The organism is Clostridium sp. (assembly GCF_036646415.1).
Lineage (GTDB): Bacteria > Bacillota > Clostridia > Clostridiales > Clostridiaceae > Clostridium_J.
The window spans coordinates 1-23,687 of sequence record NZ_JAVXMF010000018.1 but is presented as its reverse complement, the minus strand read 5'-3'; the positions used below and the strand labels follow the sequence as shown (position 1 = coordinate 23,687).

The 23,687-nt window shown below is 30.7% G+C and carries 20 protein-coding genes and 1 pseudogene; 17 read left to right on the top strand and 4 right to left on the bottom strand.

All coding sequences use genetic code 11. The features are described 5' to 3' along the window. Window positions 1–55 precede the first annotated feature (55 nt). The 14 genes and pseudogenes from RSD37_RS11985 to RSD37_RS11920 all read left to right on the top strand — a co-directional run bounded on the left by RSD37_RS11985 (window position 56) and on the right by RSD37_RS11920 (window position 14,613). Window positions 56–1,075, top strand: a complete 1,020-nt coding sequence (locus RSD37_RS11985) for a low specificity L-threonine aldolase (RefSeq protein ID WP_346946974.1) — start codon at window positions 56–58, stop codon at window positions 1,073–1,075. Window positions 1,076–1,179: 104 nt separating this feature from the next. Further along, window positions 1,180–1,896 carry an HAD-IA family hydrolase gene (locus RSD37_RS11980; protein ID WP_346947006.1) on the top strand — a complete coding sequence of 239 codons (717 nt, stop codon included), beginning with the start codon at window positions 1,180–1,182 and terminating at the stop codon, window positions 1,894–1,896. Window positions 1,897–1,956: 60 nt separating this feature from the next. Further along, entirely contained in the window at window positions 1,957–2,241 is a 285-nt protein-coding gene (locus tag RSD37_RS11975; protein ID WP_346946973.1) for a putative quinol monooxygenase, read from the top strand. Between the two features lie 463 nt (window positions 2,242–2,704). Then, window positions 2,705–3,997: a DEAD/DEAH box helicase gene (locus tag RSD37_RS11970; RefSeq protein ID WP_346946972.1), complete on the top strand. Its 1,293-nt coding sequence runs from the start codon at window positions 2,705–2,707 to the stop codon at window positions 3,995–3,997. Window positions 3,998–4,221: 224 nt separating this feature from the next. Continuing rightward, entirely contained in the window at window positions 4,222–5,088 is an 867-nt protein-coding gene (locus tag RSD37_RS11965) for an SDR family oxidoreductase (protein ID WP_346946971.1), read from the top strand. Between the two features lie 106 nt (window positions 5,089–5,194). Continuing rightward, entirely contained in the window at window positions 5,195–5,398 is a 204-nt protein-coding gene (locus RSD37_RS11960) for a heavy metal-associated domain-containing protein (RefSeq protein WP_346946970.1), read from the top strand. 167 nt (window positions 5,399–5,565) lie between these two features. After that, a complete protein-coding gene (locus RSD37_RS11955) occupies window positions 5,566–6,141 on the top strand; it encodes an ABC transporter transmembrane domain-containing protein (RefSeq protein WP_346947005.1) in 576 nt (191 codons plus the stop codon). Between the two features lie 152 nt (window positions 6,142–6,293). Beyond that, window positions 6,294–7,066: pseudogene (locus tag RSD37_RS11950) on the top strand (ABC transporter transmembrane domain-containing protein); the annotation flags it as partial. 206 nt (window positions 7,067–7,272) lie between these two features. Further along, a complete protein-coding gene (locus RSD37_RS11945) occupies window positions 7,273–8,715 on the top strand; it encodes a deoxyguanosinetriphosphate triphosphohydrolase (protein WP_346946969.1) in 1,443 nt (480 codons plus the stop codon). A 315-nt stretch (window positions 8,716–9,030) separates the two neighbouring features. After that, window positions 9,031–9,960: an ABC transporter permease gene (locus RSD37_RS11940; RefSeq protein WP_346946968.1), complete on the top strand. Its 930-nt coding sequence runs from the start codon at window positions 9,031–9,033 to the stop codon at window positions 9,958–9,960. 11 nt (window positions 9,961–9,971) lie between these two features. Beyond that, window positions 9,972–10,901 carry an ABC transporter permease gene (locus RSD37_RS11935; RefSeq protein WP_346946967.1) on the top strand — a complete coding sequence of 310 codons (930 nt, stop codon included), beginning with the start codon at window positions 9,972–9,974 and terminating at the stop codon, window positions 10,899–10,901. 11 nt (window positions 10,902–10,912) lie between these two features. Next, on the top strand, window positions 10,913–11,929 hold the full coding sequence (locus tag RSD37_RS11930; protein ID WP_346946966.1) for an ABC transporter ATP-binding protein: 1,017 nt from the start codon (window positions 10,913–10,915) through the stop codon (window positions 11,927–11,929). Further along, window positions 11,922–12,902, top strand: a complete 981-nt coding sequence (locus tag RSD37_RS11925; RefSeq protein WP_346946965.1) for a dipeptide ABC transporter ATP-binding protein — start codon at window positions 11,922–11,924, stop codon at window positions 12,900–12,902. The genes RSD37_RS11930 and RSD37_RS11925 overlap by 8 nt, the downstream gene beginning before the upstream one ends. Window positions 12,903–12,930: 28 nt before the next feature. Next, window positions 12,931–14,613, top strand: a complete 1,683-nt coding sequence (locus RSD37_RS11920; RefSeq protein WP_346946964.1) for a peptide ABC transporter substrate-binding protein — start codon at window positions 12,931–12,933, stop codon at window positions 14,611–14,613. Between the two features lie 194 nt (window positions 14,614–14,807). Here the strand turns inward: RSD37_RS11920 and RSD37_RS11915 are convergent, their stop codons facing one another. From RSD37_RS11915 to RSD37_RS11900, 4 genes are all read right to left on the bottom strand, one after another. Further along, on the bottom strand, window positions 14,808–16,211 hold the full coding sequence (locus tag RSD37_RS11915) for an amino acid permease (protein WP_346946963.1): 1,404 nt from the start codon (window positions 16,209–16,211) through the stop codon (window positions 14,808–14,810). A 441-nt stretch (window positions 16,212–16,652) separates the two neighbouring features. Then, the gene (locus RSD37_RS11910; protein WP_346946962.1) at window positions 16,653–18,485 is read right to left on the bottom strand and encodes a HAMP domain-containing sensor histidine kinase; all 1,833 of its coding nucleotides are present in this window, start codon (window positions 18,483–18,485) and stop codon (window positions 16,653–16,655) included. A 116-nt stretch (window positions 18,486–18,601) separates the two neighbouring features. After that, complete coding sequence (locus RSD37_RS11905; protein WP_346946961.1) at window positions 18,602–19,309, bottom strand: response regulator transcription factor; 708 nt, start codon at window positions 19,307–19,309, stop codon at window positions 18,602–18,604. Between the two features lie 293 nt (window positions 19,310–19,602). Further along, window positions 19,603–20,838 carry an aminopeptidase gene (locus RSD37_RS11900; protein WP_346946960.1) on the bottom strand — a complete coding sequence of 412 codons (1,236 nt, stop codon included), beginning with the start codon at window positions 20,836–20,838 and terminating at the stop codon, window positions 19,603–19,605. A gap of 270 nt (window positions 20,839–21,108) precedes the next feature. Here RSD37_RS11900 and RSD37_RS11895 point away from each other — a divergent pair, with 270 nt between their 5' ends. From RSD37_RS11895 to RSD37_RS11885, 3 genes are all read left to right on the top strand, one after another. Next, window positions 21,109–21,615 carry a hypothetical protein gene (locus tag RSD37_RS11895; RefSeq protein WP_346946959.1) on the top strand — a complete coding sequence of 169 codons (507 nt, stop codon included), beginning with the start codon at window positions 21,109–21,111 and terminating at the stop codon, window positions 21,613–21,615. A 258-nt stretch (window positions 21,616–21,873) separates the two neighbouring features. Continuing rightward, window positions 21,874–22,653: an enoyl-CoA hydratase-related protein gene (locus tag RSD37_RS11890; protein ID WP_346946958.1), complete on the top strand. Its 780-nt coding sequence runs from the start codon at window positions 21,874–21,876 to the stop codon at window positions 22,651–22,653. An 18-nt stretch (window positions 22,654–22,671) separates the two neighbouring features. Continuing rightward, the coding region (locus tag RSD37_RS11885; RefSeq protein ID WP_346946957.1) for an acyl-CoA dehydrogenase family protein at window positions 22,672–23,687 on the top strand (1,016 nt) is incomplete at its 3' end.

The following is a 23,687-nucleotide window of genomic DNA, read 5'->3' as shown; positions in this document are numbered from 1 at the left end:
GGAAACTAATTCTATATACATTGAAGAAAATAGAACTTAAGATGGAGGGTTTAACATGTATAGTTTTAAAAATGACTATAGCGAAGGGGCACATCCAAGAATATTAAATGCTCTTATAGAATCAAATTTTGAACAGGCTGAGGGGTATGGTGATGATTGTTATACAAAGAAGGCAATTGAATCTATAAAAGAAAAAATAAATCGTGAAGATGTGGATGTTCATCTATTTGTAGGCGGAACTCAAACCAACCTTACTTCAATTTCAGCTTTTTTAAGACCTCATGAGGCAGTAATTGCTCCTTGCAGTGGTCATGTATTAGTCCATGAGACTGGAGCTATTGAGGCTACAGGACACAAGGTTATTTCAATTCAGGTTAATGATGGTAAGTTAAAAGCAGAGCATATTAAAGCGGTGGTAGATGGACACACAGACGAGCATATGGTAAAGCCTAAGATGGTTTATTTATCTAACCCTACAGAGATTGGAACAATATATAAAAAAAGTGAACTTCAAGAAATAAGTAAGGTTTGCAAGTCAAAGAATTTGTTTTTATATGTAGATGGAGCAAGGCTAGGATCTGCATTATGCAGCAAGGAAAATGATATTGAGATCCATGAATTAGCTTCACTAGTGGATGTGTTCTATATTGGTGGGACTAAAGGTGGGGCTTTAATGGGAGAGGCTTTAGTAATTTGCAGAGATTCTCTTAAGGATGAATTTAGATTTCATATTAAGCAAAAGGGTGGACTACTTGCAAAAGGAAGGGTTTTAGGGATACAGTTTATGGAGCTTTTTAAAGATAATCTATACTTTGAGCTAGCATCCCATGCAAATAATATGGCAGATTTACTTAAGGCAGATATTATTAAGTGTGGGCATAAATTTATGATTGATTCACCGACTAATCAGATATTTCCCATCCTTCCGAATGAATTAATTAAAAAGCTAGAAGAAAAGTATTTATTCTATGTTTGGGAAAAGGTTGATGCAGATAATTCGGCTGTTCGACTTGTAACATCTTGGGCTACAAAGAAGGAAATGGTCTTAGATTTTATTGCTGATTTGAATAAGTAAATTTAATCATTAAGGAGGCTATAGCACCTCTAAAACCTTATACAATATAGAAAATTAATTATATTATAATTTGTATTTAATTGAATAGACTTTGGAGGTGTAAAATAGTGAAGGGAATTAAAGGCATATTAATAGATTCAGGGAAAGTTTTAAATGAACCAGTAAGAGGACATTGGTTTATAACACCCAATTTCTTTGATTTTATAGATGAAAGTGCATTTGAATCTATATCTGAGAATAAGAGATCAGAAGCATTTTCAAAAGCTGGACAGTATATGGAAAAACAGAAATTAATTTTAACACAAGAGGAAGAGTACAAGCATTTTTTAGAATTCTATAGGATATTTTCTGAGAATTTACCTGAGTTAAATTTAGAACATGAAGATATAGTTTTAATTACAAAAGATCTAGTATTTAACGATGAGAAATATAGGTTCTTTGAAGAGGTAAAGGAAATAATTCCTTACTTAAGTAAAAAATATAAGCTGGCAGTAGTATCAGACGCTTGGCCCACACTGGAAAATGTGTTTATTAAAGCTAATATGAGAAAGTATTTTTCTTCCTTTATAATCTCATCTAAGTTAGGGATTACAAAACCTAACGAAATCATGTATAGCACAGCTCTAAGGGAATTAAATATAAAGCCTGAGGAAACGATATTTATTGATGATAATATTGGGAATTGTCATGGAGCTAAGGCCTTAGGAATAGAGTCTTTCTTATTATGCAGAGATGAAGAGGAATATGAATATAATAGGTTGATTTGTAAAGAACATAAGGTAATTAAGGATATTAAAAGCATTCTAGAATTTATTGAGTAAATTGAAATAGTGATTCTATAATATAAAAATAGGTTTAATACATGATTGGGAGGAAGATGTATGATTATAATAGTAGCAAAAAATGTAGTTAAAAAAGAGGAAGTAGAAAATTTCAAAGATTTAGCTAAAAAGCTTATAGTTGAAAGCAGGAAAGAAGATGGTTGCATTGAGTATGGTTTATATGAGGACATAAAGCAGGGCAATATTCTTACATTCATTGAGAAATGGGAAAGCCAGGATGCAATAAAGATTCATAATAATACAAAGCACTTTACAACAATAGTGCCACAATTTAGAGAATTACAGGAAAAGGATAGTGAAGTGACACTGTATTCAGGTATATAACATATATTTATTTCTATATTTAACAAGAATTAAGGATTAAATAAAAAATTAATGCTATTTTTGAAAAAGTGGTGTATAATGATTAGAAGAGACACTCGTTATATGTTTGGTTTCGTCGCTTAACATATTATTTGAAGGAGTCTCTTTTTCTATTTATCTCACAAATTGAAAAAGAGGATGATTTTCATATAATATATAGGTGACAATAAAGTTTGGAAATTTAGTTCAAGTGTAGTGTGGAGTTTGTATGAATTTTATTTATTACAAATTATATAAGAAATAAATTTTAGAAATAAGAATAATAATGAAGTTAAAGTAAAGTTAAAAATAAATGGTGGACAGTTAGATGTAACATAATAATGACAAAATTTGAAGTATACAATTTTAGAAATAAATTGGGCAACATCAGATAGTTAATTTAGGTATTTTAAATTTATAATGCCCACTTTCGAAGGAGAAAAAAATGTTATTTGAAGATTTAGATATAATTCAGCCTATTAAGAAGGCTTTAAAAGAAGAGGGATATACAAAACCAACTCCAATACAAGAGAAATCTATTCCACCTATATTAAAAGGTAGAGATTTTCTTGGGTGTGCTCAGACTGGCACAGGAAAAACCGCGGCTTTTGCTATTCCTGTATTACAGAACCTATCTAATAATAAAAAAACAACTAAAGGTCCAAGATCAATTAGAGCATTGATATTAGCACCTACTAGGGAGTTAGCAATTCAGATTGGAGAAAGTTTTACTGCTTATGGAAAGTATACAGGACTAAAGAATATAGTTATTTTTGGTGGAGTATCACAAAATCCTCAAACAGCTGCACTAAAAGCTGGAGTGGATATATTAGTAGCAACTCCAGGAAGATTACTTGATCTAGTCAATCAAAAGTATATAGATTTACGTAATGTAGAGTATTTTGTACTTGATGAAGCAGATCGTATGTTAGATATGGGTATGATTCATGATGTGAAAAGAATAATAGCACAGTTACAAAAGGAGAGACAGAATATGTTATTCTCTGCAACTATGCCATCAGAAATTTCAAAATTAGTGAATTCTATTCTTAAAGATCCAGTAAAAGTAGAAGTAACTCCGGTTTCATCTACTATAGATACTATTACACAGGGTTTATATTTTGTTGGTAAAAAACAGAAAAAATCTTTACTTATTCATATATTAAAGGATGAATCAATACCTTCTGTTTTAGTATTTTCAAGAACAAAACATGGTGCAAATGCTATTACCAAAGAACTTATTAAAGTAGGAATAGAGGCTCAAGCTATTCATGGTAATAAATCACAAAGTGCACGACAACTAGCCTTAAGTAATTTTAAGGAAGGTAAAATAAGAGTTTTAGTGGCTACGGATATAGCAGCAAGAGGTATTGATGTAGACGAATTATCGCATGTAATTAACTTTGATTTGCCAGAAGTACCAGAAACCTATGTTCATAGAATTGGACGTACAGGAAGAGCAGGTCAGACTGGAGTTGCACTTTCATTCTGTGATGGGGAAGAAAAGACCTACTTAAAGTCTATTGAAAAACTTATACGCAAAACAATACCAGTAGTAAAAGAAAATCCATACCCATTGAGTGCTAGTGATATTGAAGTAAATAGTGATAGTAATAGTAACAGAAATAAGAATAAATCAGCATTACCGAAGGATATTACAAAAAATGGTGTTGCTAAACAATCCAGATCAAATTGGAATTCTAGAAGAAGAAACCCAGTTAAGAAAGTAGCAAATTAATTTATATTTTGAAATGAATTAAAAATATTGATAGCTGTAGAATGAGTATTCATTCTATTTTAAGACGTTACTTAGTTAACGTCTTTTTTTATGTCCAATTACTAGATTTAACTAGATTTATAAGCAATTTATATCTTTTTAAAATCAAAGAAAAGGTAGATGCATAATACTAATGATTTATTGGGTAAATTATATTCATAAATATAATAAAGAGGAGTGTTAAAATGAATTATAATTTTCCAACAGGATTTAAACCACAGCATCAAAATGTGCAGCCTGGCATAGAGAGTGAAATGGAGCCAAAGCCTATTTATGAAATAGAGGGATATCACAAGACTTCAGAAAGATTAAAAGGAAAGATAGCTTTAATCACTGGAGGTGATAGTGGAATCGGTAGAGCTGTGTCTCTTTTATATGCTAAAGAGGGAGCAAAGGTATGTATTATTTATCTTAATGAGGATAAGGATGCAAACTTTACAAAAGAGCTTATTGAAAAGATTGGTGGAGAATGCCTATTGATTCGTGGTGACATCGGAGATGAAAACTTCTGCAAGGAAGCAGTAAAAACTGTGATTCAAAAGTATAGTGTGATAAACATATTTGTTTCAAATTCAGCAGAACAACATGAATGTAAGACAATTACAGAAATAACTAAAGAACAGCTGCATAAAACCTTTGACACAAATTTCTTTGGAGCTTTTTATTTAACTAAAGAAGTGTTAGGGCATATGAAGCGAGGAGATTCAATTATATATACAACATCTATAACTGCCTATGAGGGCAATGAAACACTAATTGATTATTCATGTACTAAGGGCGCTTTAACTACACTTACAAGAAGTCTTGCTAAGAGCTTAGCACCTCAAGGCATAAGAGTGAATGCTGTGGCACCTGGACCAATTTGGACTCCACTTATCACTGCTTCCTTTGATGGGAATAAAGTTGCAACCTTTGGTAGCAATACTTTATATAAAAGAGCTGGTCAGCCGGTAGAAGTAGCAGAGAGCTATGTGTTCTTGGCAGGATGTGGAGCTTCATTTATAACAGGAGAAACCATACATATAAATGGAGGACAATTTATAACAAGTTAAAATTAGTATAAATTGAAACTTCTTAAATAATTTAAATCTATGGATAAAAACCATTCTATTAAAAGATAATATACTTAGAAAGGAAATTATCTAAGGAGGCTAAAAAATGAAAACAGTACATTATGATGTTTTAGGTCTTGTAAACTCAGAAAGTAGAACAAAGCTTAATAATTCTTTAGACAAAATAGAAGGTGTACAAAAGGTTTGTGTTGATGTAGCAAGAGGTACAGTGGAAGTTGAATACAACAAACCAGCAAGTCCAGAAGCAATTAAAAATTGTATATGTCATACTGGATATTCTGTACAATAATATTAGTATAATAAAAAGAAGGATTCATTTTATTTGGTGAAGACTTCTTTTTATTTGGATTAAATTATATGATATTTAGATGTAGTTTAATATGTTAGTTATGAAATCAGGCATATATTCAAACGCTTTTTCCTAGAGTTTTGGGTGAAACTATTTATATTTTGAGTATGAAAAACTTTAATAGAGATGATGTAATAAAAAATATAATATATATGCTACTTATTGCTGGAGGTACATTTGTTACTACTTATACTTGGAGAAACTTAATTATAGGAAATGGTAGAAAGCTTGAATGTACCATTAGAGAAGCATTGTTTCATCACTTGCAAGTAATGTCTCCTGAATTTTATAATAGAAGGAAGACCGGTAACCTTATTGCTTATGCTATTAATGATATTAATGCTGTTAGAATGACCTTTGGGCCAGCAACAGCTATGAGCATCAATGGAATTACTATTAGTTTAGTTGCAGTTTGTTCTATGATTAGGACTATTGACTTAAGACTTACGGTGATGTGTCTTGTACCAATTCCAATAATAGTAATGATTATATTGAAAATAGGAAATTTAGTTCAAAATCTTTCTAGTGGATTTGATACTATTTTGGGAGAACGTGGAGTAAATCTTTCTGGAAGACAAAAACAAAGAACTTCCATGGCTAGAGCTATTATTAAGAATCCTGCAATACTAATACTAGATGATTCACTTTCTGATGTAGATACAATTACAGAGGGGCGATACTAAATAATTTTAAATCATTGAGAATAGATAAGTCTACTATTATAATTTCTCACAAAATATCTTCAGTTAAAGCTGCAGATCATATTATGGTATTAGATCAGGGAAAGATTTGTGAAGAAGGAACCCATGAGAATTTACTTCAAAAAAGGGGGATATATTCAATTACATCATTTGGTATATTATACTTTGTAGTTGTAACTATAAGTGGGTTCTTATCTGTAGTCCAAGCTAACATAATGAATAAAGTTGGACAGGAGATAATGCGAGGACTTAGGGCAAGGGTGTTTAAAATAATACAGTATCTACCTTTATCCTATTTAGATAACATATCATCAGGGAGACTTATAACTAGAGCAACTAATGATGTGGAAGCTTTAAGTGAGATGTATACTAATGTACTAATTAATCTTTTTAAGGATGTATTTTTATTAATTGGTATTGTTTATGTAATGATAATGTTAAATATTAAATTAGCGATGATATCATTTTGTGTGGTTCCTATAATGTTTTTAATGGTTTTTATGTTAAAGAACTAAATAAAAAATATTTTAAAACTATATCCTTCCAAGTATGGCTAAATAGCATTTTAAAGCCAGCATCTGATGTTTTTCAAAGTTTTGCAATAGCAATTCTAATATTGTATGCCATGGGATATATAGGGAGTAGTACATTGGAGATAGGTGTGCTTTATGCATTTACAACCTATACAAAGCAATTCTTTAATCCAATTGCAGAGTTGGCTGACAATTATACTACTATACGAAATGCAGATAAAATAATAGTTTTAAAACATGGTGAGGTTGTGGAAAAAGGGAATCATAGAGGGCTTATGGGCATAGATGGATACTATAAGAATTTAATAATTAATAATAAAGCTTTGGATGAAAGCATTGATGTGGTAGTCAATGAAAAATTTACAGCCGTTTAAAGGAAAGATTGTGTTTTAAATAATTGTTGGTTATTAATGCTAAATTTAATATTAAAGAATTAATGGAAATTCCTAATGTATAAATAATATACTTTAGGAATTTTCTATATATAGGTAAGAATAGAAATTAAGGAATAAAAGACGGCAATAGGTAAAAGAATATAAACATAGTAATTTCAGTTGTAACACATAGGAAGGGAAATATTATGGCTAAATTTAAATGGAATCAAATCTTAAATAGAAAGAGAATTAAAGATTATAAATTATCTAAAAAAAATTTTGATGTGAGAGATGAATTTGAAAATGATTATGATAGAATTTTGTTTAGTGCCTCATTTAGAAGACTTCAGGATAAAGCACAGGTATTCCCACTAGAGAAGTTAGATTTTGTTAGAACAAGATTAACTCATTCACTGGAGGTTTCTTCTATAGCAAAGTCCTTAGGGAGGAGCATTGGAATTAAACTTATTAAGGAAACAGAAAATCATGAGGATAAGGTAACTTTGGAAGAAGTAGATGATATGTGTAATATTCTTTCATGTGCAGGTCTAGTTCATGATCTTGGGAATCCTCCCTTTGGACACTTTGGAGAGGAAGCAATAAGAGCTTGGTTTGAGGAAAAATTATTTAAAAATGAAGATGAAACATACACATTTAACTTCGATAAATATAAATTTAAACTAGAAAAGCAAGAAGCATTAGATCTTTTGAATTTCGAAGGTAATGCGCAGGGATTTAGGATTTTAACAAAACTTCATTTTGTTATTGATAAATATGGGATGAATTTAACTATGGGAGTTCTTAGTTCAATTGTAAAATATCCCATGTCATCAATGAATTTAGACAATGTGAAGAACAACTTAAAGAAAATTGGGTACTATAAGGCAGAGGAAACTGCATTTAAGGAGATTATGGAAGCTACACAGTTGGGTGAATGTAGAAATCCATTAGTATATGTTTTAGAGGCTGCAGATGACATCGCATATTTATTAGGAGATCTAGAAGATGCATTTAATAAAGGAATAGTATCTCATGATATTTTCAAGGTTATGTACGAAGAGTTTCTAGAGGAAGAAGGTTTTGAAGAAAAGACTTTAGAGGAAAGTTTATCTTATTATTTATCAAAGAACTATGCTACAGCAAAAAAAGAATATGGCTATGAAGATCCAGGGGAATACGCACTAAAATCCTTTATTATTAAACTAAATAAATATTTAAGGGACTCTGTAGTTAAAGAGTTTATGGATTCATATGAGGACATTATGAATGGCAAGTATGAGGGGAATTTAATTGGAAACTCCAAGGCTAAGAAGATTTCAATATTCCTAAGGAAGATTTCTAGAGAGTATGTGTACAACAATGAGAGAGTAGTATCTAATGAAATAGTAGGTTATAATATAATTCATAGATTGCTAGATACTTTTGTACCAGTTGCACTTAATAAAGAAGTAAAGCCATATAAAGGCTATGACGGTAAGCTGTATTCTCTTATTTCAAAAAATTATAGATTTATATGTGAAAATAAGATTGAACAGGAAGAGTGTGGAGAAGAATATTGTAGGCTCCTATTAGTAACAGATTTTATATGTGGAATGACAGATTCTTATGCAGCATATCTTTATCAAGAATTATTGGCAATGAAGGCATAATGTAGATAGTGATAAAATGAATATAATAATAAAGGAAGGTACATTTGTAAAAAATATTACAATGAAATATTAGATGGAAAAAGCTATTTATTAATGATATAAAAGTCGTTGATAAATAGCTTTCTTAATGTTACTAGTATAGGGGTAAATTAATATGCTTAATTGTGAAAAAATACAAGTGAATGTATTAATAGTTACATATGTGTTGCATTTAAATTTGGTTTAGCAACAATATATTATATAATTTTAAAAAGTGGAATATAAGTTTACATTTATAGATATACATATTATATGAAAATATTAGGGGGTGAAAATTTGATTAAGTACATTCTAAAAAGACTAGGTATAAGTGTAATAACTGTATTTATAGTTATTACTGCTACATTTTTCTTAATGAGGTTAATGCCAGGTGGTCCGTTTGATGGTGAAAAGCCATTACCACCAGAAATAAAAGCAAGTTTAGAGGCTAAGTATGGTTTAGATAAGTCTTTAGGTGAACAATACGGTATGTATTTAAAAGATTTGATTAAAGGTGATTTAGGACCAAGCATGAAGTACAAAGGAAGAGATGTTCAAGAGATAATAGGTTATTCCTTTCCTGCATCGGCTAAACTTGGTGGAGTAGCTATAGCAATGTCATTAATTTTGGGAGTTTTCCTAGGTATAATTGCTGCACTAAAATACAATAAGTGGCCAGATTCTTTGTGTATGGTATTAGCAACGTTAGGAGTAACAGTACCAGGTTTCGTTATAGCAACATTACTTATGTATGTTTTTGGGGTTAAGTTAAGCTTAGTTCCTATTACAGGACTAGATAATTGGAGAAGTTATTTATTACCTTCTATAGCTTTAGCCGGATATTCTATAGCCTTTATATCTAGACTTACAAGATCAAAGCTTTTAGATGTTCTCAAATCCGATTATATCAGAACTGCAAGATCAAAAGGCGTTAATGGCAGAAGAATTATGTTTAAACATGCACTTAGAAATACTTTAATTCCAATAGTAACATATGTAGGTCCATTAATTGCAGGTATACTTACAGGTAGTTTTGTTGTAGAAAAAATATTTGCAATACCAGGTCTTGGTAGAGAATTTGTACAAACAATAACAAATAGAGATTATACAACCATATTAGGAGTAACTATTTTCTATAGCACACTTCTTATATTATGTAATTTGATTGTGGATATTCTATATGTAATTATAGATCCAAGAATTAAATTAGAAAACGTTGATGTGTAGGGGGTGAGGATATGGAGATAAATGAAAATATCAATAAGAATGGGTTCGTCTTTGATGCTGAAGTAAAAAAGCAAAAGGATACTATAAATAGGCCAAGTGTTACTTACTGGCAAGATTCATGGAGAAAGCTTAAAAAGAATAAATTAGCAATAGTGGGGCTTATCTTTGTAATTCTCATAACTCTTTGTGCAATATTGATACCTTGGGTTTCTAAACACGATTATACTACTAATAACCTTAAATTTACAAATCAATGGCCTTCAGCAGAACATTGGTTTGGAACTGATAATTTGGGAAGAGACCTATTTGTTAGAGTTATGTATGGAGCTAGATATTCATTGATAATTGGTTTTGTAGCATCCTTTTTAAATTTAATTATCGGTATAGTATACGGTGGAATTGCAGGTCTTGCAGGTGGCTGGATAGATAATATAATGATGAGAATTGTTGATATTATATCATCAATACCGATGACAATATATGTAATTCTATTGATGGTTGTTCTAGAGAAAGGCGGGTTATTTAACATCATAATAGCATTGGCAATATCATTCTGGATACCAATGGCAAGAATTGTTAGAGGTGAAATACTTCAACTTAAGCAGCAAGAATTTATTTTGGCAGCAAGAACTTTAGGGGCACAAGGGAGAAGAATACTATTTAAGCATTTAATTCCTAACTGTGTAGGTCCAATTATTGTAACTCTAACCCTTCAAATCCCGGCTGCAATATTTACAGAATCTTTCTTAAGTTTTATCGGACTAGGACTCGTACCACCATTGGCATCTTGGGGAACTTTAGCAAATGATGCTCTATCAACTTTGAGATTATTCCCTTATCAGCTTTTATTCCCAACTTTGGCGATATGTATAACAATATTCTCATTTAATATGCTTGGTGATGGACTTAGAGATGCCCTAGATCCAAAAGTTAAAAAGTAGGAGGTGGAAGGATGAACAATTTATTAGAAGTAAGTAATTTAAAAACGTCTTTCTATACTCAATTTGGAGAAGTTCAGGCAGTAGGAGGAGTTTCTTTTAATTTAGGATATGGAGAAGTTGTTGGGATAGTAGGGGAGTCAGGTAGTGGTAAAAGTGTTACTATGATGTCAATAATGAAACTTTTAGATGATAATGGAAAGGCAAAAGAAGGAGAAGTAAAATTTGAAGATAAAAATATATTATCTTTAAATGATGATCAAATGTCAAAGATAAGAGGAAATGAAATTTCTATGATTTTTCAAGACCCTATGACATCATTAAATCCGCTCATGAATATAGGTAATCAAATTATGGAGCCACTTAGAATTCATAAGAAAATGTCCCAGGATGAAGCCTATAAAAAGTCAATAGAATTATTACATCTAGTTGGAATACCAAGTCCAGAAAGCAGAATGAAACAGTATCCCCATGAGTTTTCAGGGGGAATGAGGCAAAGAGTTATGATAGCTATGGCACTTACATGTAATCCTAAGCTACTCATTGCAGATGAGCCTACAACTGCTTTAGATGTTACAATTCAAGCACAAATATTAGAGATAATGAAGGATATAAAACAAAAATTAAATACATCTATAATACTAATTACCCATGATTTAGGGGTAGTTGCAGATATTTGCGATAAAGTCAATGTAATGTATGGTGGACTTATCATAGAGCAGGGAGATGTAAGAGATATATTTTATAGTTCAAGGCATCCATACACATGGGGTCTTTTGGAAAGTGTTCCGAACCCAAATACCTTGGTTAAAGAAAGATTAAAGCCAATAGATGGTCAACCTCCAGATTTATTTAAACCACCAACAGGATGTCCATTTTATGTTAGATGCAAATATTCAATGGATGTATGCAAGAACAATAGACCGAATTTTTATGAAATTTCTAAAGGACATAAATCTGCTTGCTGGTTAAATGATGAGAGAGCTCCTAAGGTTGCAACTCCAATACAAAGGAGGCAGAGTAATGAATAGTACAGAAAATTTAGTGGAAATTAAAAATCTATGTAAATATTTTCATACCAAGAAATCAATATTTAATAAAAATAAAGGTGTATTAAAGGCAGTAGATGGAGTGTCTCTTTCTATTAAAAAAGGAGAAACTCTAGGACTGGTTGGAGAGTCTGGGTGTGGTAAGACTACATTGGGTAGAACACTTCTAAAACTATACAATCCAACTGCTGGAGAAATAATTTACAATGAGGATAAACTTGAAAAATTGTCCAGCAAACAAATGTTACCTTATAGAAAAAAGATGCAGATGATATTTCAAGACCCTTATGCTTCATTAAATCCAAGGCTAACTGTAGGTGATATAATTGGTGAACCTTTAGATATATATAAATTATGTAAAGGTAAGGAGAGAGAAGAGAAAATTAAGTATTTTTTAGATAAGGTTGGTCTTGATCCAAATCACATTAATCGTTATCCTCATGAGTTTTCAGGTGGTCAAAGACAAAGAATTGGAATTGCGAGATCTCTTGCAGTTAATCCTGAGTTTATAGTTTGTGATGAACCTATATCAGCACTAGATGTATCTATACAGGCTCAAATAATTAATATGATCGAAGACTTACAAAACGATTTTGGATTAACATACCTATTTATAGCTCATGATTTGTCAATGGTTAAGCATATATCTAATAGAGTTGGGATAATGTATTTAGGAAAATTAGTTGAAATTGCAGAGAGCAATGAAGTATACAGTAGACCTATTCATCCATATACAAATGCACTATTATCTGCAATTCCAATTCCAAATCCTGATGAAGCTAAGAAAAGACAGAGGATAATTTTAGAGGGAGATATTCCTTCACCAATTGATCCACCACCAGGATGCAGATTCAAGTCTAGGTGTAAGTATGCCCAAAAAATTTGTGGAGAAGAGGAACCTATATTAAAAGAAGTATCTCCAGGTCATAGTGTAGCTTGTCATTTATTTAAATAAATAATTTAATTTATAAGGAGGCAATGTAATGAAAAAAACCAAACTAATGGCGTTGTTAATGACTGCGGTAATGACATGTACTTTATTTTCAGGATGTGGAAAAGATGACAAAAATGTTGACAAAAACGAACCAGGAAAAACAGTAGAACAAACAGTGGAACAAAAGATAGTTTATAATCTTGGAGCAGATCCAAAAACAATTGATCCTCAATTAAATTCAGCTGTAGATGGATCAACTGTAATACACAATGCTTTTGAGGGGCTAATGAGAGAAGATGCAGATGGTAAGATAATACCTGCAGTTGCTGAAGAGTACGAGTTATCAGATGACGGAACTGTGTATACCTTCCACTTAAGAGATAATGCAAAATGGTCAGATGGCAAACCTGTAGTTGCAGGAGATTTTGAGTATGCATGGAAAAGAGCATTGAATCCTGCAGTAGCAGCAGAATATGGATATCAACTTTTCTATATAAAGAATGGTGCAGCTTATTATAATAAGGAAAAGATAGGGGATAAAGAAGCTACAGCAGAAGACGTAGGAGTAAAAGCTCTAGATGATAAAACTTTAGAAGTAACTCTTGAATCTCCAGTACCTTATTTCTTATCATTAGCAGCATTTCCAACTTACTTCCCAGTTAGAGAAGATATAGTAGAAGGAAATCAGGAAAAATGGACATTAAGTCCAGAAACTTATATTTCCAATGGACCATTCAAAATGTCAGAATGGAAACAAAAGGAAAGTATTACTTTTGTTAAAAATGAAAACTATTGGAATGCAGAAAGAGTAAAACTTGAAACTTTAGAAATGAAATTAATTGATGATGAAGTAACTTACTTAAATGCATTTAAGAGTGGAGAAATTGATGTTATTGAAGCCCCACCACAAGCAGAAATACCTACACTTTTAGCTGAAGGTACTGCAAAAATATATCCTTATTTAGGAACCTACTTCTACTGTATAAATTTAACAGAAGAAGGTGAGAAAGTTGATCCAGCAGCAGCTGAAGCATTAAGTAAACCTGAGTTTAGAGAAGCATTATCACTAGCTATAGATAGACAATTAATAGTTGATAAGGTTACTCAAGGTGGGCAAGTACCTGCACAAAGTTATGTTCCAGCAGGAATCGTAGACTCAGCAGGAATAGAATTCCAAAAAAAATACTTTGAACCTACAGCAGATGTTGAAAAGGCTAAAGCATTACTTGCAGAAGCAGGATATCCAAATGGTGAAGGTGCTCCAACAATTACATTTACATTTAACACCAGTGCTGGACATCAAAATATCGCTCAAGCAATTCAAGATATGTGGAAAACAGAACTAGGAATAAATGTAGAGCTTAAAAATGAAGAGTGGGCAGTATTCCAGGAAACTAGAAATAAATTCCAATTCTCTATGGCTAGACATGGTTGGATAGCAGATTACAATGACCCTATGACATTCTTAGACATGTGGGTAACTGGAAATCCACAAAATAATGCTGGATATTCAAATGCAGAATATGATAAGTTAATAACAGCTGCAAAAGTAGAGTTAGATGATGCTAAGAGAACAGAATTATTACACAAGGCTGAAGATATCTTTATTAAAGATATGCCAGTAATTCCTTTATATTCTTACACTAACGTATTATGTGTAGACCCAAGTGTTAAAGGAACTGTTAAATCTGCACTAGGACAAATGAATTTTATAGAGGCTTATGTAGAGTAAGTTTATTACTTCATAAGTTAAGTTAGACTATAGATGAAAATAAAAGGTTTGCTTAAAAGCAAACCTTTTATTTTCATCTATAAGTTGTAATGTAAAAGATTTATAGTTGATTTTTGTTATTTAGATATTATATATTAAAGTATATTTATAAAGAATATATATTTAGTATGAAGTAATAAACCTTTTAGCAAAGATTATACATCATCATCGCCTATACCAGCAGATTTTCTTAAATTATCTACAACTTTATTATCTTTATTTTTTTGTAGTAGCATATATACATATATAGGAATTCCAACTAGCATAAGAATAAATCCATACATAACACATTCAGCACCTGTACCATAGATTGCATAAATGGAATATCCAAATGCAAGTAGGGAGAAGAATGAATTTTTTAAGAATCTAAATATGTTAAAATCTTTTCCACCCTTAAATAAAAGTACTATTTCTGCGGCTGCACAGAAGGAGTAAGCTGGTAGGAAAGCTAAGGTTGAAAGTAATATCATGAAGTCAAAGGCACCTTGTAGAGTACCTACATAATTCATAATTAAAAGTAGATTAGTACATACGCCACTTACAACTAGGCCTATAACTGGAGTGTTATATTTTGGACTAATACGTTTCATTGATTCAGGAAATAGTCCATCCTCTGCTGCACCCATGGCACCTCTTGCAGTTGTTAATAACCATCCAGATGTGGCTCCTAGTGTTGATATTAAGGCTCCAATAGCAATAAAAGTTCCACCCCAAGTACCACCTGTAGCTACATTAATTATATCAGAAAGAGGAGCTTGAGAATTTGCTAAATCTACTTGATCCATAGCACCCATGGCAACAACACTCATAATAATATACACTACAGAAACTATAATTATTCCATAAATAGTACTTTTTCTTATGTTCTTTTCAGGATTTTTAATTTCGCCACCAGCGACAGTGGCACTTTCAAGACCAATGAATGACCACAGAGCTATGGCTATAGCAGCGGGTAGTGTTGATATTCCTGAAACTGCTGGACTTGAAATAGTATTTAAATAAGATGGGTCGAAGTTCAATCCAGCGATGATAATAAATACTAAAAGAACACCTATTTTTAGTACTGTGGAAATAATACCTATTTTACCTACGTGTTTTACTCCAAAAATATTAATAGTAGTAAGTATCCATAATACTGAAGAAGAGGTTACGAATGCTATTAGTGGATTAGTAGCAACAGGGAAAAAATATGTAAAGTAGCTCATAAATGCTGTAATTATTGCAGCGTTTCCTACCCATGAACCAATCCAATAAGACCAAGCGATTAGAAATCCAGCAAAATCACCAAATGCAGCCCTAGCATAAACAATTGGGCCTCCAGTTTTAGGTATTTTAGAACCAAGATTAGCAAAACTTAGAGCAATTAGTAAAGAACCTAAAGTCGTTATAATCCAAGCAATTATAGCTACTTTAGGGTTTGTAACTCTGGCAAAGCTTGAGGGTGACATAAATATTCCAGACCCAATTATGTTTCCAACTACTATTGCAGTTGCAGCACCTAGACCAAGATCTCTTTTTAATTTTACGTTATTATTTAAAAGATTACTCTTATTACTCATTAATTTCCTCCTTAGTTTATGTAAAATAGCAAATATAATTATTATGTAAATTATATTAATAATGTTTTGTAAATTAAGGTAAATTTATATATAAAAATATATAAACAAGTCTATAAATTAAGAAAACATAGTCGGATTAACTATGTTTTCTTAATTTATGAATTACTTAAAAATGTTAAATACATATAATATTTATATATTAAAACTATAGAAGACACTTAAGTATTATCCAACTTTTACTTAAATGCAATAAAATTTAAAATATAGATTTTGAATTTCTTGTAAATTTATTATAACCAGCTTTAATTAAATTTATGCTAATTAATCTAACATATACATAATATATGAAATAAAAGCCTAGCTATTCAATAAAATAGTTAGGCTTTAGTTTGTTAATATTTTTATATATTTAGTTTTTAATTATAAGATTAAAAGAAAGTTTTATTTATCATTATGGAATGGAAGTCTGATTATTACCTTAAATAAATCACCGTCACATTTTACTTTTAAGGTTCCACCATGAAGTTCTACTATGGTGTTTGTAATAGCAAGACCAAGTCCGGAACCTTCAATGTTGGAATTTCTAGATTTATCTCCGCGAACAAATCTTTCAAGGATTTCTTCTTCGTTAAAATCTAAATCATATTTGGAAATATTTTTAACTACTATTTCACAATATTCATTAGTTTTTGATACCTGTAAATATACTCTAGAGTTTTCTAAGGAGTATTTAATTGCATTACAAATTAGATTATCCATTACTCTTGACATCCTGGCACCATCTACGTTAGCGAGACAGGAACTTTCTCCAATTACCTTAAAGGTGAGATTACTATCTTCTCCAAGAAAAGTAAGTTCTCCAAGGCTTTGATGAATAAGTTCTACAATATCTATATCTGTTCTATTTAAAATAATCTGACCAGAGTTCATCTTTGACATTTCAAATAAATCTTCAACTAGTTTTTTTAGTTTGTTAGACTTATTATCTAGAATAGTTACATAATCTTTAATCTCATCTTTTTCAAGGGTTTCATCCTTGAGAATATCAACATAATTTACTATGGAAGTTAGGGGCGTTTTTAAATCATGAGATACATTGGTAATAAGTTCTGTTTTTAACCTCTCATTTTTTAGACCATCTTCAATCTTCTTTTTATAGCTGATCTTTAGTGTGTTAATTTCAGAAGCTAGGTCTGAAAGGGTTCCTAATTTTTTGGAATTTATATCTATATCAATATCCCCGTCTTCAATTTTCTGAAGATATTTAATCAATTTTTGCTTGTTATTTATATTTTCTAAGTAACGTACATTAGTGTTTGTAATTATAATAAATATTGTGCCTACAATTAATAAAAAAGCTGTCCTATCATTCAAATTGAAATCATAATTATTTAAATTAAAGATAAAACATAAGGGTAGGTATACTATCCAGAATATTAATAGCATTATTAATGTGGAATCAAAAAACAGATTTTTGAAAATATATTTTGCATTTGTGAAAAATATATTTATACCTTTAATAGCTCTTACTGGAAGTAAAGTGTTGAATTTTCTAAGATAACAATGAATAGAAATAGTTTTTATGCATAAAATCTGCTTCATAATAAGCATTATAAATATAATTAATAAGGGAACTGATAAGTAAAATTTATATTTTATGAACTTTGCCATATTACTATATTCAGTTCCTCGTATAAAATAAATTTCTTCCAAGTCTGCAATTGGTGGAGTATAAGCACCATTGTAGTAACCATATGGGGTAGAGTAGTGAGATAAGTTATTAGAATTATAGATTAATACATCATCTTCTTTGGAAAGTTTAATTAAAGCTTCATCAGGAGGTAATTGGTTGAAAGGATAATCATTAAACCAATTTCTATTTGAAAACCATCGATTGTTGACTTTATCAATTAAAAGAACTCCTACCTTACCAGATAGAGATGTAATCATATAGTTTTGAAAAGTTTTTGCACTCTCATCATTTTCACAGTGAATTATTTTGGAGAATCCGTCAGTGAAACTTAGTAGAGATTCTCTAAATTCAATAGTATCATTTTGAAGCATTTCATTCTTAAATTTACTCTCATTTAATATAGACAGTCCATAGACACTACGCTTATTTGTATAACCATCATAATCTATTAAAGTTGTATTAATAAATTCAGGTAGTGCTGTTATGCCTATTATAAAGATAAGTAGGAACTCGACTAGAATAAAACTTTCATTGAAGTTGTGCAACCATTTATTTAGTATATTTTTAAAAGATGTTATCAATGTTTCACACCACTTTCACATTTTTAAATTTGTTGTAATTTTAATAAATTCATTTAATAATTTAAACTAAAAGTTTAGATTATTAAATAAATAAGTAATGTACTGTTTTATATGAGTTAACTATTGGTTTTTTCTAGTTTATATCCAACACCCCATACCACCTTAATATATTCTGGATCTTTTGAGTTGATCTCAATCTTTTCTCTCATTCTTCGAATATGAACTGTTACTGTATTTTCACTATGATAGAATGGTGACTTCCACACTTTTTCATAAATCTCCTTTATTGAAAATATCCTACCAATATTTGATGCGAGAAGCAGAAGTATTCCATACTCTGTAGCGGTAAATTTTATATGGTCTCCACGAAGAATTACAGATTTTAAAGTAGTATCAATTATTAAATCTTTAATTATAATCTTATCCTTTATATTAACCTTTTCAATATTTAAAGGTTTTTCATAGCGTCTAAGTTGAGACTTAACTCTAGCGATAAGTTCTAAATGATTAAAAGGCTTTGTTATGTAATCATCAGCACCGTTATTTAATCCCATGATTTTATCAATGTTTTCAGATTTAGCAGACAGAATTATTATGGGAATATTTAGTGTTTCTCTAATTTTCAAACAGGTTTTAAGACCATCAAGATGAGGCATCATAACATCTAGAATAATTAAATGAATTTTTTTATCTTCTAAAACTTCTAGAGCTTCAATACCATTGTAGGCTTTATATACCTGTAGGTCCTCTCGTTTTAAATATATTTCTATAGCATTGCAGATTTCAACTTCATCATCTACAACCAATATGTTAAAATTTGACATATTATATAATACCCCCTCATTCAGTATACTGTATGTATAAAATATAATTTAATTAATATGTTACACCATATTAATTGAAAAAATATTAAAAAATTCTTACTAATTATTAAAATAAAACTTTGTATTAAGAAAAAGTAGTAAATAACTAAAAACTTTATTTATATTTATTCAATACTACTAAATAAATTATGACAGGTATGAAATTTAAGATTTAATCTTTTAATTTCATACCTGATATACATTAAACTTATAAAGCTTTTATAAGTTTCTTATGGATTTATTATTTTTAATATCTAGAATGCCCAGTTTCCATTTATAAACACGGGAGTTTTAGAGTCATCAAACGCTATACCTGTAATTGATAAATCAGATGTACCTATCATAAAGTCAACATGAGTTAAAGAATCATTACCACCAGCTAATAAAATTTCTTCACTAGTCATTTCCACACCGTCTTTTAAGCATAAATTATAAGCTTTACCAAAGGCAAGGTGACAAGATGCATTTTCGTCATATAAGGTATTGAAGAATATAATCTCTGAATTTGAAATAGGAGAGTCAAATGGTACTAAAGCAACTTCTCCTAAATAGTGAGATCCTTCATCGGTTTCAATTAAGGTTTTTAAGGATTCGTATCCTGTTTCTGCTTCAAAATCGACAACTCTGCCATCATTGAAGGTTATTGAGAAGTTATTAATTAGGTTACCACCATAATTCAGGGGTTTTGAGCTAACTACTTTTCCATTGACACCAGTTTTTTTAGGCATAGAGAAAATTTCCTCTGTTGGCATATTTGCAATGAACTCTACGCCATCAGGTGTGTATTCTGCTCCACCAATCCATAGATGATTTTCAACTAGTTCTAAAGTGAAATCTGTACCTATAGAATTAGTAAAATGAAGAGCCTTAAAGTTTTTATCATTGAGATATTTCATCTTTTCAACAAGGGTATTTTTATGAATTTCCCATGCTTTAATTGGATTTTCATTATCTACACGTACTATTTTAAATATATTTCCCCAAAGTTTTTTTACAGCTTCTTCTTCACTTAGGGTAGGGAACACTTTAGTTGCCCAGGAATTAGTTGGAAGTGCAATAATTGACCAGGAATTTTTATTACTCATAAGTCTTTCACTAAAGCTTCTTGTAGCAAGGCTAGAAGATTTTTGAGATGCGGAGATTTTTTTAGGATCTACATCTTTCAAAAGTTCAGGATTGGAAGCACTTATACTTAAAAAGCAAGCACCTTTTTCGGCATAGGAAAGCATAGATTCCTTCATCCAGTTAGGATATGACTCAAATACTTCCATTGGAGAATTAAGATATTTAAGTTTACCACATTCTTCATCGTTCCAGTGAACAATAACTTCACTAGCTCCTAGTTTATAGGCTTCTTCAACAATGATTCTTGTAAAATTAACACATTCTACGGGTGATTTTATAACAAGAATCTGTCCAGGTTGAACATTTACACCTATGGATACACTTAGGCTAGCATACTTTTTTAACATTTCATTGTTTATTTCCATTTAACATCCACATTCCTTTCAATTATGTTTATATAAGTAGAGTTTTTATTAATAGTACTTCAATTATATATGTAAATTCATTATAATTCCATATAGTTTATTTCAATATTAGTAATATTCATAATACATATACAGTATATATTAATAAATATACAATTCAGAATGAAGTATTAACAAGTATTATGCATTTAAAATGTTGTATTTCATCTCCATGTAAGAAGTATTATATATCAATGTAAATAGAATCGTATTTATAGAAGGAGTGATTTCATGGATAAATCTAGATATATAGATTATTTGCAATCAATATTTTCAAAATACTTTGATATAGAAGAGAATAAATATTTAATTGATAGAAATTTAGAGTTGTATGGAAGTTGGGACATGAAATTTGGACGAACTTTTTTAAGTAAAGACAAAATAGTTGATAAGTACGAGTGTAATGAACATTGTTTGGTAATAAACATGGATATTCTTACAGAAAGTGATTTGAATGAATTTACAGATTATATGAAAAAATGTGCTGTAACCATTGTAAAGCCACATAAAGAGCACAAGACAACTTATATTACAGGAATTATTGTAACGGATTGTATAGAGAGAGATAGCATAATTAAAAGTGTTGAAAAGTTTAACTATACAAAGAATTATAAGTTATCTTTTCATGGCTGGAGCATATTAAGGATTGTAGTTGCAGATTTAAATAAAAATGAAATATATAGTAATAGAGCTTCTAGAGATTTAATAGATAATCTTAGTTTTAAAAAAGTAAAGTAAATGGTTTAATATTAAACCTTTGTTATAAGAAAATAATCACTTTTATTTTTAAAATACTCTAGTAATGTTTTAGGCTATCAAAAGGTGTTAGACAAATTTAGAATAATTAATTACAATACTCAAAAGCAAGGTTATTTTAAACCTTGCTTTTTATTTGATTTGAATAAAAATTTAGAATTATCAGTTATAATTCTAAATTTGGCATAGAAATTGCTTTGAATTATATACGTACGAATATCTTATTAAAGGGGTGAAAAAATGGAATATAATAATTTAACTTATAAAAAGGAAAATGGAATAGGATTTGTTACTATTAACAGACCTAAATTTCTCAACTGTCTTAATACCGATACTTTTAATGATATGTATAGTGTGCTTGATCTTATCGAAGAGGATGATGAAGTAAATGTAGTTATTCTTAGAGGTGAAGGTAAGGCTTTTATAGCAGGTGCTGATATAAAAGAAATGAGAGATAAGGATACAGAAGAAGGAAGAGCTTTTGCAAAACTTAGTCTTAAAGTATGTAGAAGAATTGAACTTATGGAAAAACCGGTAATTGCTGCTGTTCATGGATTTGTTCTAGGTGGTGGATGTGAAGTAGCTATGTGTTGCGACTTCATAATTGCAGAAGAGGGTACGAGATTTGGACAACCAGAAATTACTCTTGGAATAATTCCGGGTACTGCTGGAACTCAAAGATTACCAAGACTTGTAGGACGTAATAGAGCTAAAGAAATCATACTTACAGGAGATTTATTTAAAGCTGACGAGGCTTATAGAATTGGTCTTGTAAATAGAGTAGTACCAAAAGGCGAAGGTTTAGAAGAAGCAATAAAAATGGCTACAAAGATAGTGTCAAGACCACAAAGAGCTGTTAGATATGCTAAAACTGCAATCAATAGAGGTATAGAAACTGACATTGAAACAGGAATGGCTATAGAAAGAGAACTTTTTGCGCTATGCTTTGCTACACAAGATCAAAAAGAAGGTATGACTGCTTTTATTGAGAAAAGAGAACCTGAATTTAAAAATAAATAGAGTCTAGGAGGAAATATTATGAACTTTAATTTGACTAAAGAACAAGAAATGGTTAGACAGCTTGCTAGAGAGTTTGCACAAACTGAGGTTAAACCTTTAGCTGCATCAATAGATGAGGAATGTAGATTTCCAAGAGAAACAGTAGATAAAATGGTTAAATACCATATGCTTGGAATACCATTTCCAACTGAGCTTGGTGGAGCTGGTGGGGATGCAGTATCTTATGCTATGGTAGTTGAAGAACTTTCTAAAGTATGTGGAACTACAGGTATAATAGTAGCTACACATACATCTCTTGGTGCAAATCCTGTTTTCCAATTTGGTACAGCAGAACAAAAAGAAAAGTACTTAATACCACTTGCTAAAGGTGAAAAACTAGGAGCATTTGGGTTAACAGAGCCAAACGCAGGAACTGATGCAGCTGGACAACAAACTACAGCAGTACTTGAAGGCGACAATTATATATTGAATGGTTCTAAAATATTTATCACAAATGGTGGAGAAGCTGATATATACATTATATTTGCTATGACTGATAAATCAAAAGGAACTAAAGGAATAACTGCTTTCATAGTTGAAAAAGAGTTCCCAGGATTTAAAATTGGAAAAAAAGAACATAAGTTGGGTATTTGTGCTTCTTCAACTACTGAATTAATATTTGAAAACTGTATAGTACCAAAAGAAAACCTACTTGGAAAAGAAGGAAAAGGATTTGGAATTGCTATGGCTACTCTTGATGGAGGAAGAATTGGAGTTGCATCTCAAGCACTAGGAATTGCTCAGGGAGCTTTAGATGAAGCAGTTGCTTATATGAAAGAAAGAAAGCAGTTTGGAAAATCAATAGCAGCATTCCAAGGACTTCAATGGATGGTTGCAGATATGGAAGTTAAGATTCAAGCAGCTAGACATTTAGTATATAATGCTGCATTTAGAAAAGGAGCAGGACTTTCTTTCACTAAAGAAGCTGCAATGGCTAAACTATATGCTTCAGAAGTAGCTATGGAAGTTACAACTAAAGCAGTTCAATTATTTGG

Excerpts from the sequence above, each read along its gene's own strand:
- RSD37_RS11935 (WP_346946967.1), top strand. The coding sequence starts at position 9,972 with ATGGAGATAAATGAAAATATCAATAAGAATGGGTTCGTCTTTGATGCT.
- RSD37_RS11925 (WP_346946965.1), top strand. The coding sequence starts at position 11,922 with ATGAATAGTACAGAAAATTTAGTGGAAATTAAAAATCTATGTAAATAT.
- RSD37_RS11895 (WP_346946959.1), top strand. The coding sequence starts at position 21,109 with ATGGATAAATCTAGATATATAGATTATTTGCAATCAATATTTTCAAAA.
- RSD37_RS11905 (WP_346946961.1), bottom strand. The coding sequence starts at position 19,309 with ATGTCAAATTTTAACATATTGGTTGTAGATGATGAAGTTGAAATCTGC.
- RSD37_RS11965 (WP_346946971.1), top strand. The coding sequence starts at position 4,222 with ATGAATTATAATTTTCCAACAGGATTTAAACCACAGCATCAAAATGTG.
- RSD37_RS11945 (WP_346946969.1), top strand. The coding sequence starts at position 7,273 with ATGGCTAAATTTAAATGGAATCAAATCTTAAATAGAAAGAGAATTAAA.
- RSD37_RS11900 (WP_346946960.1), bottom strand. The coding sequence starts at position 20,838 with ATGGAAATAAACAATGAAATGTTAAAAAAGTATGCTAGCCTAAGTGTA.
- RSD37_RS11890 (WP_346946958.1), top strand. The coding sequence starts at position 21,874 with ATGGAATATAATAATTTAACTTATAAAAAGGAAAATGGAATAGGATTT.
- RSD37_RS11955 (WP_346947005.1), top strand. The coding sequence starts at position 5,566 with ATGAAAAACTTTAATAGAGATGATGTAATAAAAAATATAATATATATG.
- RSD37_RS11960 (WP_346946970.1), top strand. The coding sequence starts at position 5,195 with ATGAAAACAGTACATTATGATGTTTTAGGTCTTGTAAACTCAGAAAGT.
- RSD37_RS11985 (WP_346946974.1), top strand. The coding sequence starts at position 56 with ATGTATAGTTTTAAAAATGACTATAGCGAAGGGGCACATCCAAGAATA.
- RSD37_RS11970 (WP_346946972.1), top strand. The coding sequence starts at position 2,705 with ATGTTATTTGAAGATTTAGATATAATTCAGCCTATTAAGAAGGCTTTA.
- RSD37_RS11915 (WP_346946963.1), bottom strand. The coding sequence starts at position 16,211 with ATGAGTAATAAGAGTAATCTTTTAAATAATAACGTAAAATTAAAAAGA.
- RSD37_RS11920 (WP_346946964.1), top strand. The coding sequence starts at position 12,931 with ATGAAAAAAACCAAACTAATGGCGTTGTTAATGACTGCGGTAATGACA.
- RSD37_RS11975 (WP_346946973.1), top strand. The coding sequence starts at position 1,957 with ATGATTATAATAGTAGCAAAAAATGTAGTTAAAAAAGAGGAAGTAGAA.
- RSD37_RS11930 (WP_346946966.1), top strand. The coding sequence starts at position 10,913 with ATGAACAATTTATTAGAAGTAAGTAATTTAAAAACGTCTTTCTATACT.